12 protein-coding genes are annotated in these 12,598 nt (G+C 56.8%); 4 read left to right on the forward strand and 8 right to left on the reverse strand.

The genetic code is table 11. From position 1 onward, the window contains the following. Positions 1-30: 30 nt before the first annotated feature. From TG4357_RS02600 to TG4357_RS02630, 7 genes are all read right to left on the reverse strand, one after another. Positions 31-876, reverse strand: coding sequence for a mechanosensitive ion channel family protein (locus TG4357_RS02600; protein ID WP_058261320.1), 846 nt, complete (start codon positions 874-876; stop codon positions 31-33). Next, complete coding sequence (locus TG4357_RS02605; protein WP_058261321.1) at positions 873-1,169, reverse strand: 4a-hydroxytetrahydrobiopterin dehydratase; 297 nt, start codon at positions 1,167-1,169, stop codon at positions 873-875. Before TG4357_RS02605 ends, TG4357_RS02600 begins: the two co-directional genes overlap by 4 nt. Then, complete coding sequence (locus TG4357_RS02610) at positions 1,166-2,353, reverse strand: GNAT family N-acetyltransferase (protein WP_058261322.1); 1,188 nt, start codon at positions 2,351-2,353, stop codon at positions 1,166-1,168. Before TG4357_RS02610 ends, TG4357_RS02605 begins: the two co-directional genes overlap by 4 nt. 49 nt (positions 2,354-2,402) lie before the next feature. Beyond that, the gene (locus TG4357_RS02615; RefSeq protein WP_058261323.1) at positions 2,403-3,170 is read right to left on the reverse strand and encodes a glycerophosphodiester phosphodiesterase family protein; all 768 of its coding nucleotides are present in this window, start codon (positions 3,168-3,170) and stop codon (positions 2,403-2,405) included. Then, entirely contained in the window at positions 3,167-3,631 is a 465-nt protein-coding gene (locus TG4357_RS02620) for a RidA family protein (RefSeq protein ID WP_058261324.1), read from the reverse strand. Before TG4357_RS02620 ends, TG4357_RS02615 begins: the two co-directional genes overlap by 4 nt. A gap of 92 nt (positions 3,632-3,723) precedes the next feature. Continuing rightward, a complete protein-coding gene (locus tag TG4357_RS02625) occupies positions 3,724-5,031 on the reverse strand; it encodes an HlyD family type I secretion periplasmic adaptor subunit (RefSeq protein WP_058261325.1) in 1,308 nt (435 codons plus the stop codon). Further along, positions 5,028-6,761, reverse strand: coding sequence for a type I secretion system permease/ATPase (locus TG4357_RS02630; protein WP_058261525.1), 1,734 nt, complete (start codon positions 6,759-6,761; stop codon positions 5,028-5,030). The genes TG4357_RS02625 and TG4357_RS02630 overlap by 4 nt, the downstream gene beginning before the upstream one ends. Before the next feature lie 198 nt (positions 6,762-6,959). Between TG4357_RS02630 and TG4357_RS02635 the strand changes: the two genes are divergently transcribed. Together TG4357_RS02635 and TG4357_RS02640 are read left to right on the forward strand one after the other, a co-directional pair. Then, the gene (locus tag TG4357_RS02635) at positions 6,960-7,751 is read left to right on the forward strand and encodes an MlaA family lipoprotein (protein WP_058261326.1); all 792 of its coding nucleotides are present in this window, start codon (positions 6,960-6,962) and stop codon (positions 7,749-7,751) included. Further along, positions 7,741-8,346: an ABC transporter substrate-binding protein gene (locus TG4357_RS02640; RefSeq protein WP_058261327.1), complete on the forward strand. Its 606-nt coding sequence runs from the start codon at positions 7,741-7,743 to the stop codon at positions 8,344-8,346. The genes TG4357_RS02635 and TG4357_RS02640 overlap by 11 nt, the downstream gene beginning before the upstream one ends. Before the next feature lie 51 nt (positions 8,347-8,397). Here TG4357_RS02640 and TG4357_RS02645 read toward each other — a convergent pair whose 3' ends face one another. After that, the gene (locus tag TG4357_RS02645; RefSeq protein ID WP_058261328.1) at positions 8,398-10,578 is read right to left on the reverse strand and encodes a transglycosylase domain-containing protein; all 2,181 of its coding nucleotides are present in this window, start codon (positions 10,576-10,578) and stop codon (positions 8,398-8,400) included. A gap of 257 nt (positions 10,579-10,835) precedes the next feature. Between TG4357_RS02645 and TG4357_RS02650 the strand changes: the two genes are divergently transcribed. Then, positions 10,836-11,174, forward strand: coding sequence for a P-II family nitrogen regulator (locus TG4357_RS02650; protein ID WP_058261329.1), 339 nt, complete (start codon positions 10,836-10,838; stop codon positions 11,172-11,174). A 29-nt stretch (positions 11,175-11,203) separates the two neighbouring features. Further along, positions 11,204-12,529: an ammonium transporter gene (locus TG4357_RS02655; protein WP_058261526.1), complete on the forward strand. Its 1,326-nt coding sequence runs from the start codon at positions 11,204-11,206 to the stop codon at positions 12,527-12,529. The last annotated feature ends 69 nt before the right edge of the window (positions 12,530-12,598 follow it).

Here is a 12,598-nt window from a genome sequence, read left to right on the forward strand (position 1 = left end):
ATGGTGGCGCATCAGTCGCGCCGCCAATTGTCAGCCCTGAACGATGGTCCGGGTCGGGAAGGGAATATCGACCCCGGCGGCGTCCAGTGCTTCTTTCACCTTGCGTTTCATGTCGGCCTGGTAGGTGAAATAATCTGACGAATTCACCCATGTCCGGGCCAGGAAATCGACCGAAGACGCACCCAAATTGTTGACCTGCACGAATTCGGCCGGATCTTTCAGCGTCCGCGGATCGGCCATCAGCGTCGTTCGAATGGTGTCTTCAGCCAGTTTCAGATCGGCACCATAGCCAACCCCGAATACCCATTCGGCGCGCCGGGTGCCATTGGTCGAATAATTGGTGATCGTATTGCCCCAGACATTGGCGTTGGGAATGATGACTTGCACATTGTCGGGCCGCGCCAGTTCCGTGCAATTGAGCGATATGGTCATGACCGTGCCCATTTGTCCCGAAACTTCAACGAAATCGCCCAGTTTGAAGGGGCGGAACACCACGATCATCACCCCGGCGGCGACGTTGGACAATGTCCCTTGCAGCGCCAGACCGATGGCCAGACCCGCCGCACCGATGACCGCCACGATCGATGTGGTTTGCACCCCGAATGTGTTCAGCACGAACAAAACGGCAAAGGTCAGAATCGCGTAGCGCGCCAAATTACCAAGGAAGGTAAACAACGTATCGTCCAGCTCCTTGTATTTCTGCCCCAACCGGATCAGCCGCCGTCGGACCCAGCCCGAAACGAAATAACCCAGCACCAGAAGCGCGACCGCCCCAAGCACCGATCCGACCGCCGACGCTAGGAATTCCACGGACAACAGGTCGGCGACAGTTTGGCCGTTCCAGACCTCGGTCATCATCAAATCAGTCAGGGTCATTCTGCAAGTTGATCCATTTTACGTGCCAGTTTCGCGTCCTGCGCGCTAAGCCCGCCGACGTCGTGGGTGGATAACGTGACCTGCACTCGGTTGTAAACGTTATTCCATTCCGGATGATGACCCCATTTTTCCGCCCAAAGCGCACAGCGCGTCATGAAGGCGAAAGCGCCGGTAAAATCATCGAAATCGAAGGTCTTAGTGATCGCGTCGCGGCCTTCGGCCATCGCCCATCCAGCTTTGAACAGCGGTTCCAGCATGGTCTTGCGACCGGTATCGCTGAGAAGTTCGGTCATTCTTGTTCCTCCGCTTGTGTCTTTCGAAACGGGCCATAGGCGGTGAGGATTTCGATATCCTCGGCCACTGCGGCCCGTTCGGCCTGCAAATATTGTCCGACCGCTTCGGCGAAACCGGGATCGGCGATCCAGTGTAGCGAATGAGTGGTCGCAGGCAGGTAGCCGCGCGCCAGTTTGTGTTCGCCCTGCGCGCCCGCCTCGACCCGTTGCAGACCGGTATCGATGGCGAACTCGATGGCGCGATAGTAGCACGCTTCGAAATGCAGACAGGGATGATCTTCGATACAGCCCCAATATCGGCCAAAAAGCGTGTCGGACCCGATGAAATTCAGGGCCCCGGCAACGGGTTGGCCGTTTCGTTCAGCGATCATCAGAAGGATGTCGTCGCGCATGGTTTCATGGATCAGATCAAAAAATGGCCGGGTCAGATAGGGTGTCCCCCATTTACGCGACCCGGTGTCCTGATAAAAATTCCAGAACGCCTGCCAATGATGCGGCTGGATATCATCACCGGTCAGCATGCGGATGTCGCCACCGAATGCATTGGCCGTGCGGCGTTCCTTGCGGATCGTTTTGCGCTTGCGCGAACTGAGCGAGGCAAGAAAATCATCGAAATCGGTGTAGTCTTGATTGAACCAGTGGAATTGCTGGCTGGTGCGGTGCATCAGCCCCATCTGCGCACCGGCCAAAGCTTCGGCTTCGGTACAGAACGTGACGTGCAGCGACGACAGCCCGCTATCTGATCCAATTTGCACCGCGCCTTGGATCAGGGCGCTCATTCCAACGGCATCGAAACCTGGGCGGGTCAGGAACCGCCGTCCGGTGGCGGGCGTAAACGGCACCGCAATTTGCAGTTTGGGATAATAGCGCCCACCCGCGCGTTCATAGGCTTGGGCCCAGTTGTGATCGAAGATATATTCGCCCTGACTATGCGACTTGGCATAAAGAGGCGCACAGGCGATGACCTGTCCGCCCAAGCGCGCGATCAGGTATTGCGGTTGCCAGCCAGTGCCGGGGCCGACTGAACCGCTGTCTTCCAATGCCTTGAGGAAACGGTATGTGGTAAACGGATCAGTGGCCCGTCCGGTCTGGGTGGTTCCGGGACAGGCGCAAGCATCCCAATCGACCGGATCGACTTGATCCAGCGATGCAAGCAGCTGAATTTCCACGGTTTGACCCGTCATGCCTCAATCCCTTACCCTAAGCTACTATCTGGGGTGTGGGTGGTTTGGATCAAGCCGGATTATCCGCCAGATACCCTTCGAAGGTCACATTCTGTGCGATTTTGCGCGCCTCTGCCTCGGCTTCGGGCGACCGGATCGTCCAACACAGCACAGCCGCGCCCCGCCGTTTCAAGTCGGTTACACGCGGACGATTCAAGTCGTTGGCTTCATGGCTGATAAAACAGCTGCCGGTGTGGTCATAATCGGGAATGTCGCGCAGCCGGTCGCGGATGCCCTTAGGCAGCAATTTCCAATCTTCCTGAGTGTAAGAAGAAGTGGTCAGTCCGCGCGGGATATCTGGGCAAAGGATTGCCATTTTTAGAACCGAATGGGGATTGAAAGACATCAGGGCAACCGGTCCGTCATAGCCTTGCAGCGCGGCTGCGGCCGCAGCCTCCAATTTGCCGACATTTGCCCCCATCACGCCATCCTGATCCTTGATTTCGATCAGCAGCGGCACCTGGCCTGCGACTTGATCCAAAACCTGGCGCAGGGTTGGCACAGTGTCGGTCCCGCCCAGCAGAGTGATCCGGCCCAAGTCTTCGGCGGTGCGCCGCTGTATCGGGCCGGGTTCTCCGGTCAGCCGGGTCAGGTCGTAATCGTGAAACACGATTGCCTGCCCGTCTGCCGACAGTTGCAGATCGATTTCAATGCCGTACCCGGCATTGATCGCGGCAGCAATTGCGGCCGGAGAATTTTCCGCGCGGCCTTGCACGACATCGTGCAAGGCTCGATGCGCAATCGGGCGGCGCAGAAAATCTTCGGGCAACCGGGTCATTTGATTTGAAAAATCGCTTCAATTTCCACAGCAACGCCCAGCGGCAACGAGGCGGCAGAAACCGCAGATCGTGAATGACGGCCGATATCGCCTAACGCTTCGACCAGAAAATCGGAACAGCCATTGATGACCTGCGGCTGTTCGGTGAAGTCAGCGGTCGAATTGACAAAACCGGTCAGTTTCACCACCTGTACCAGCCGGTCCAGATTGCCACCACAGGCCGACTTGCATTGCGCCAGCAAAGCAATGGCACAGGCTTTGGCTGCGGCAGCGCCGTCCGCTGTGGTCAAATCTGCCCCCAGCTTGCCGGTGATAAGCCCATCGGGACCATTGGAAATCTGGCCGGAAACGAACACCAAATCGCCGATCTGTACGAAGGGCACGTAATTGGCTGCGGGCGCCGGCGCTTCGGGCAAGCTGACACCCAATTCCGCAAGGCGGGTTTCGAGTTGTCCAGTCATGGGGTTTCTCCTTTCGTCGTGGTTTGGGCGGGACGCTAACGCCGTGAACGGCGAATGCAATGCCAAACCTCCCTGCCCCGTGGCGGCATCCTTTATTCGCGAAACGCCTTTACGAAATAGTCGGTCACCGGTTTGAGCAGATAGGCTAACGGTGTACGGTCAGCAGTACGGATAAAGGATTCCACCGGCATGCCGGGCACCAATACGACACCTTCAGGAAGCCGTTCCATTTCACCGTCCTTGATCAGGATTTCCGCCCGGTAATATGAACGCCCCGAGTTTTCATCGGTAAAGGCGTCAGCGGACACTTTGCTGACCCTGCCGAACAGTTCCGGCGTGGTCCGCTGATCCAGCGCGGGCAAGCGCAGGATCACGTCCTGACCGGGATAAACCTGATCGATGTTGATGGTTTCAACCTGGCTGGCGATCACCAACGGGCGGTCCTGTGGCACCAGAAACATCACCGGATCGGCTGGGCGGATCACAGACCGGGGGGCAAAGAACCGCATTCCGTAAACAACACCGGAAACCGGTGCGCGGATGTCGAGACGGCCAAGCCGGCTGATCAGAGACCGACGATTTTCGGCCAGTTCCAATTCGCGATATTGCAAATCGCGCAGCCGCGATACGGCTTCTTCCCGACGGGTGGTATCAAGCTTGAGAATCTCGATCTCGATCTCGGTGATCCGACCTTCGGCCTGTGCGGCCTGTGCAATCAGGTTGCCAACTTGTCCGCTAAGCCCGGCCTGTTCGCGCTGCAAACCAAGAACGCGTGACGATTGCGCCAATCCGCGCTCCAGCAGAGATTGTTGATTTTCGAGTTCTTCATCGATCAGCGCCTGCTGTTTTTCTAACGCACTTTGCTGCGCCTTGATGCCGTCGATTTGGCTGCTGATCTGCGCTTTGCGTTTCTGTAGCTGATCGATTTCCTGCGCTTCAGAGGCATCACGTGCTCGCACCAGCCGGACTTGACCTTCGATCAAATCATAAACGTCGGGGTTTTCCTTGGCAGCCTGCAGCAGCTCCGGTTCAAACTCGATATCAGACTTGCCGTCTTGTTCTGCTTCCAGACGGCCGCGCCGGGCCATCAATTCGAATAATTGCCCCTCGACGATGGACAATTCGGATTGCAGGTCGGTCGGATCAAGGCGCACCAGCAGTTGATCGGCTTCGACGAAATCGCCTTCTTCGACCAACAATTCGGAAATTACACCACCATCGGGGTGTTGCACCACCTGACGATTTTGCTCGACCTCAATCTGACCGCTGGCAACGATTGCGCCCGCGATCTGGGTCAGTGACGCCCAGACGCCGAACCCTCCGACCAGCAGCGCCAACGCGAAGACCCCAATGACAAACGGTATCCGGACGGGGTAAGGTTTGGGTCCTTGCGGCGTCATTGTACCCCCCCCTGACCAGTTGCTTTTTGCAACTGTTGCGAATTTTTAACCACTTCTCGCAATACCTCGTCCTTGGGACCAAACGCCTTGGCCGCGCCGTTTTCCAGCATCAATAGCAGATCGCATTCCTGAATCGCCGCAGGACGATGCGCCATGATGATCACTGATTTGCCTTCGGATTTTAGCGTCCGGATGGCCGAATTCAGCGCCATGGAACCTTCGTTGTCGAGGTTGGAATTGGGTTCATCCAGGACCAAAATGACCGGGGCGGAATACATCGCGCGTGCCAGCCCGATCCGTTGAATCTGACCGCCGGACAACCGCCCGCCTGATGCGGTGACGCGGGTATCATAACCATTGGGCAGTTTAAGGATCATCGCATGGGCATCGGCGCGTTTGGCGGCGGCAACGACTTTTTCAGGATCCGGGTCGGGGGACAGGCGGGCGATATTTTCGGAAATGGTACCGTCAAACAGTTCCACCCGTTGCGGCAGATAGCCGATCAACTGGCCTAGAACCGTGGGATCGTATTGGTCCAGTGTCGCCCCGTCGAGCCGTATCTTGCCGCCTGCGGGCCGCCAAAGCCCGGTGATTGCCCGCGCCAGCGAAGATTTGCCCGCACCGGACGGACCGATTACCCCCAGCGCGGTGCCTGGTGGCAGCAAGAAGTTGATCATCCGCAGCGTCGCCTGTGCTTCGCCCGGGGGTACCACGGTCATGCTTTGAACTTCCAGCTTCGCCTGTGGGGTCGGCAACGGTGTCCGTTCGGTTTCCGGCGGCACCAGGGACAGCAATTCGGCCAAGTTGCTCCAGCCTTTGCTGGCGCGCTGCACCACCGACCACTGATTGATCAGCATCTCGATCGGGGCCAAAGCCCGCCCCATCAGGATCGACCCGGCAATCATCGCGCCGGGCGATAATTCGCCCTGCAACACCAGATAGGCGCCCAGACCCAACATCGCCGATTGCAGGAATTGCCGGAAGGTTTTCGACAAAACCGAAAAACCACCACCGGAATCGGTGGCGGTGATATATTGGCTCAGCGCCCGATTTCGACTTTTCTCCCAACGATGGAAGGTGGCTTCACGCATCCCCATCGCCTGCACAGATTCAGCCTCGGCTTGCAGTTGCGATGCGAAATGCTCAGACGTCACAACTGACTGATTGGCCTGTGCCATCGGTTGTCGGGTCAAGGTCTGGTTGGCCAAAGTAATCAGAACAAGAACGACACCGCCGCTAATCGCCAAATAGCCAAGCCAAGGATGGAAGATCATGATCCCGAACAGGAAAAATGGCGTCCAGGGGATGTCGAAAAATGCGGTCAGCGCCGGTGAGCTGATCAGCCGCTGCACCGCTTCCAGATCGCGCAGACCGGTGGCGGTCAGTTGGTCGGGTTTCAGCGCTGACTTGCGGATCACCGCGTCAAAGACACGGCGGTCCAGCCGTGACTGAAACCGCGCACCGACACGCGCCATGATCCTGGTCCGGGCGACATCCAGCAATCCCATCATCAAGAACAGGAACGCCACCAGTAGGGTCAGACCAAACAGGGTTTCGACTGATCGGCTGCCTAATACGCGGTCATAAACCTGCAACATGTAAAGCGGGCTGGTCAGCATCAAAAGATTAACGAAGAAGCTGAACAGCGCGACCGCCCAATAAAGCCCTCGGCTTTCGCGCCGTGCTGCCAGCAATTCCTGCCGACCGGTTTCCATCTGTCTGGGAGTCATCCGCGTCATTCCGCCAATTTTACAAATAATGTCATTCGCGTGATAGTCCGCCTTGTATTGTCACGCTATAAGGCGCCAAAGGTGTTTCCAGTCCGCCACATCGGTTGCATATGCTTTTCGAATGGGTTGAGATGTGGGATACGCGAAGACGAGACAAACCTCAAAATTTAGAATTCGGCTGTAGATTTGACTGATCATATGAACAAATACAAGCGGACCTTTGTTGGCAGAACCATATTGATCGGCTTTGCGCTGTCTTTGACGCTGGCGGCCTGTACCCCGGTCGACCCGTCATTGATGACCAGCGGCGGCGTCTTCGACCCATACGAAGACACCAACCGCAACAATCACGAATTCAACCGGTCCATTGATCGCGCTTTACTGCGCCCGGTGGGCAAGGGCTATTCCAGCGTCATCCCCAGCGATATCCAGACAAGCATTGGAAATTTCGGGGACAACTTGTCCGAACCCAGCATGGCGGTAAACCACGTGTTGCAGGGTGACGTGGTAGGTTTTGGCGTCAATTTTTACCGATTTCTGATCAATTCCACGCTTGGTATGGCGGGCCTGTTCGATGTCGCAGCTGAATTCGGCGTGAACAAGAACGATACGGATTTTGGTGAAACTTTGCATGTCTGGGGGGCGCCGGAAGGGGCCTATGTCGAATTGCCGCTGTTAGGGCCGTCGAATGAACGCGATGCGGTGGGTAAATTTGTCGATCTGTTCACCGATCCGCTGTCCCATGCCATTCCCAGTCCCGAAAAATATTATGGCACTGCTGCGCGGGTGGCTTCCAAGGTCGGGGATCGCGGTCGTTATTCGAATACAGTTGATTCCGTTCTTTACGACAGCGCTGACAGCTACGCACAGAGCCGTTTGATATTTACACAAAATCGCCGCTTTGAACTTGGCGGGGGCGGTTCGGATACCTATTCTGATCCTTATTCCGACCCTTATTCTGATCCGTATGAGGACCCCTATGCCGAATAAATTGTCCCGCCGGTCTTTCATGTCGCATATCAGCGCCGCGGCGCTGGCTGCGGTGGTGCCAATGCCTGCTTTCGCGCTCAGCGCCTCAAGCGCCAAATCGCTGGTCGACAAATTGGTTGCTGATATCAATCGGGTAATCGATTCGGGTAAGTCCGAAAGCGCAATGCTCAAGGAATTCGAAAGAATTTTTGATCGCTACGCAGATGTCCCGACTATTGCGCGCTATGCGCTGGGGGTCGAAGCTCGCCGCGCCAGTGCAGCACAATTGCGTGAATTCACCCAAGTGTTCCAGCGCTATATTTCGATCAAATACGGCAAACGATTCCGCGAATTCATTGGCGGCAAAATCGTGGTGGATTCGGCGCGTCAGATCAAAAGCTTCATCGAGGTAAAGACCACTGCCCATCTGCGTGGCGAAGCGCCGTTCGACGTGACGTTTCTGGTGTCGGATAAAAGCGGCCAGGAAAAGTTCTTCAACTTGTTCATTGAAGGGATCAACATGTTGTTGACCGAACGTACTGAAATCGGCGCAATGCTGGATCAGCGCGGTGGCAATATTGACGCAATGATCGCGGATTTGCGCAAGGCATCTTAACGTTGGAATTCATTGATAAAAAAACGGCGCGGTCAAGCCGCGCCGTTTTTGTTACCGATCCCCCGCGCCCAGAAGATCGCGCAACAGCTTGTCGATACCGCCCCGGGTGTCGTTGCTGCCGTCATTGTTGCTGCGGGTTTTCTTTGGCGGGCTGCCATCACGCAGCATCGGTAGCGGTTTGGGATCGATCCCTTCATGTACGCGCGCCATGGTTTCATGCCAGATTTCGGCCGGAAGACCAGAACCGGTCACCCCGGACAGCGGCGTGTTATTGTCATAGCCCATCCAGACCCCGGCCACGTAATCGGCAGTGAAGCCGATAAACCATGCATCCTTGGCGTCTGATGAGGTGCCGGTTTTGCCCGCCACTTCTCGGTCAGGCAGGTTGGCGCGGCGGCCCGATCCACGGGTCGCCACATTATACATCATCCAAGTCAGTTCGCGGGCAGCGTTTTCGCTGATCACGCGCTCACGGATGCCGCCGGTGGCGGTCATCAGCGGATCGTCATCGCCCTGCATCCGCAATTCGACCAACCCGTAAGGCGTCACCGAACTGCCACCATTCAAGATCCCGGCATAAGCCCCGGTCATTTCGATCAGTGTGGTTTCCGATGCCCCAAGCGCCAGCGCCGGACCCTGCGCCAGATCGGACCGGATGCCGAATCCTTCCGCCACCCGTCGCACATTATCAAGCCCGGCCGACCGCGCCATCTTGACCGCAGGAATGTTGAGAGAACTGCGCAGCGCTTCGGTCAGGGTGACTTCGCCATGATATTTCTTGTCGTAATTCTTTGGCGACCAAGGGCCAGATCCGGGAATATTGATGGTAAGAGGTTCGTCCATCACCGTATCATTGGAGGACCAACCCAGTTCCAACGCAGTGGCATAGACGAAGGGTTTGAAGGCCGAACCCGATTGCCGTTTTGCGGTCGTGGCACGGTTGAACACCCCCGATACCCTTGTTTCACGCCCGCCGACCATGGCGCGCACTGCGCCGTCAGCCGACATCACCACAATAGCTGCCTGTGCCTCCGACCCTTGTTTGATCTTTTCACTGTAGATGTAATTCATCGCCGCTTCGGCGGCTTTCTGAATGCGCTGATCCAGAGTGGTGCGGATGACCACATCTGAGGTGCTGTTGCGGGTAAAAAACTCCGGTCCCGAAGACATCACCCAATCGGCAAAATACCCGCCTGCCCGTGCCTCAGCTGCGGGCGAAAGCTGTGCCGGATGATCCAAGGCATTCTGTGCCGCCGTATCCGACAAATAGTCCTGATCGCGCATTAGGGCGATCACCACTCCGGCGCGGTTTTGCGACCGTTGCAGATTGTTGGTTGGTGCCAGCGATGTCGGCGCAGTCAACAGCCCTGCTAGCATCGCGCCTTCAGCCGGGTCCAGCGCCGAAGCGGGTTTGCCGAAAAACCGCTGCGCGGCAGCTTCGGCACCATAAGCCCCGCCGCCCATATAGGCACGGTTCAGATAGATCGAAAGGATTTCGTCCTTGCTGTACTTGCTTTCCATCGCCAGCGCATAGACGGCTTCCTTGACTTTGCGCCACAGCGACCCTTGGCGGCAATCAGATTCATACGCGGCTTCGCTTTCCCAATCATCGGAATTGTATTCAACACCTAGGCAAAGCAGCTTGGCGGTCTGCTGGGTGATGGTCGATCCGCCATGTCCCGAAAGCGGTCCGCGCCCTTCGCGCAGGTTGATCCGCACCGCGCTGGCAACACCGCGCGGGGAAATGCCGAAATGGCGATAGAACCGTTTGTCTTCGGTCGCGACCACGGCATTTTTCAGATGCGGCGACACTGCGTCGGCCGTCACCACCCCGCCGAATTGGTCACCGCGCCAAGCGAAGACCTTGCCATCCCGGTCTGTCATCGTGACCGATCCTTTGGCGCGACCGTCCAGCAGCGTTTCGGCTGCCGGCAAGGTGGTAAAGACATAGCCCACCGCCAAAGCCAGGATCAGCGCGAAGGTCGCACCGATGCGCCAACTGAACCCCCATACAATGCGCAGGATCAGACCAATCAGCCGCTTGAAGAACCGCGTGATCGGATTGCCGACGGGTTTGGCCGATGCCTTGCGATTGGGCGAACGGCGCTTCGGTTTCGCCTTTTTTGGTGCGGCTGCCTTTTTCGGCGAAGAGGCTTTCGATTTGGCCTTGGATGTTTTGGAATAACGTCGTTCGGCCACCAAGGGCGGCTTTTTTCGACCTGAATCACTCATGTCAAATCCTGCTCGGCTTGTTTTTTTTGCATGATACATGTCGAAAACGCGAATGTTGAGGCCCTCAATGCGCGCTTAAACCGTTTTCATTTTGATTAATAATTAAGCGTATACGCATATGCGATCATTTTTTATGCAAATACGCATGAGTATTGGCGCAATTTTGGGCCAATCGCTTCTCCCAAGCACACAGGTTCGTGTTCATTAGCCCTGTAATCCAGCGGGAGTACCCGCACCATAACGACAAGGGGATCAAGGTGAAACTCATCATTGCAACGATCAAACCGTTCAAGCTGGAGGAGGTCCGTGAAGCACTGACCGACATCGGTGTGCGCGGCATGATGGTGACAGAAATCAAAGGGTTCGGTTCGCAGTCGGGTCATACGGAAATTTATCGCGGTGCTGAATACGCGGTGAATTTCGTGCCCAAAGTGAAACTGGAAATCGTAGTGGACACAGCCATGGCCGATCAGGTGGTCGAAACTATCACCAATACGGCACGCACCGGCAAGATCGGTGACGGCAAGATTTTCGTGCTGGACGTGGCGCAGGCCGTGCGCGTGCGGACCGGCGAAACGAATGACGACGCGTTGTAAGCCGCGGACAGGGGAATAAAGAAATGAAAATGAACCGTATCACGAAATTTGGCTTGGCCGCCGCGTTGATCGCGCTGCCCAGCCTGGGTCTGGCCCAAGAGGCCGATGTGACCCCGCCGAACGAAGAAATCGGCTATATCCTGAATACCTTCCTGTTCCTCGTCACTGGTTTCTTGGTGATGTGGATGGGGGCCGGCTTCTCAATGCTAGAAGCTGGTCTGGTGCGTTCCAAGAACGTTGCCATGCAGTCGCTCAAGAACGTCGCTTTGTTTTCTATCGCGGCGATCATGTATTATCTGGTCGGCTATAACTTGATGTATCCGGGCGATGGCTGGACCATCACTAACGTTCTGGGTGCTTTCAGCAGCGCATCGATGGAACCGGTTGGTCTTGCCGATACCGAAACCGATCTGACCTATGCGTCTGTTGGGTCGGACTTCTTCTTCCAGCTGATGTTCTGCGCCACAACCGCATCGATCGTTTCGGGCACCTTGGCTGAACGTATCAAGCTGTGGCCGTTCCTGATCTTCACCGTTGTTCTGACCGGTTTCATCTACCCGATCCAAGCGTCTTGGAAATGGGGCGGTGGCTTCTTGGATGCGAATTACGGTTTCCTGGATTTCGCAGGCTCGACCGTTGTGCATTCGGTTGGCGGCTGGGCGGCTCTGGCTGGCGCGCTGATCCTTGGTCCGCGTATCGGCAAGTATAAGGGCGGCAAAACCCACCCGATGCCCGGCTCGAACCTGACTCTCGCCACCTTGGGGACGTTCATCCTGTGGCTGGGTTGGTTCGGCTTCAACGGCGGTTCGCAGCTCTACATGGACACTGCGGGCAACGTTGCTGACATCAGCCGCATCTTTGCAAACACCAACACCGCTGCGGCCGGTGGTGCGATTGCCGCGCTGATCCTGACCCAGTTGCTGTACAAAAAGCCGGATATCACCATGGTGCTGAACGGTGCATTGGCCGGTCTGGTTTCGATCACCGCCGAACCGCTGACCCCGTCCTTGGGCGCCGCGACCCTGATCGGTGCTGTGGGCGGCATTCTGGTGGTCTTCGCCGTGCCGTTCCTAGACAAGCTGAAGATCGACGACGTTGTCGGCGCGATCCCGGTACACCTGATCTGCGGCATCTGGGGCACCATCGCCGTGGTCCTGACCAATGGTGACGCGACCTTTGGTGGTCAGCTGATTTCGATCATCATCGTCGGTGTCTTCACCTTCGTGGTTTCGGCAGTGGTTTGGTTTATTCTCAAAGCCACCATGGGTATCCGTGTGAGCGAAGAATCTGAAATTTCGGGTCTCGACATGGCGGAACTGGGGATGGAAGCCTATCCCGAATTCACCAAGGGCTGATATTCCTTCCTGATCAGTCTGAATGATCAGGCCCGGGCGTGCAAAGCGCCCGGGCCTTTTCTATTGCCG

This window comes from Thalassovita gelatinovora (assembly GCF_001458355.1).
Taxonomy (GTDB): domain Bacteria; phylum Pseudomonadota; class Alphaproteobacteria; order Rhodobacterales; family Rhodobacteraceae; genus Thalassobius; species Thalassobius gelatinovorus.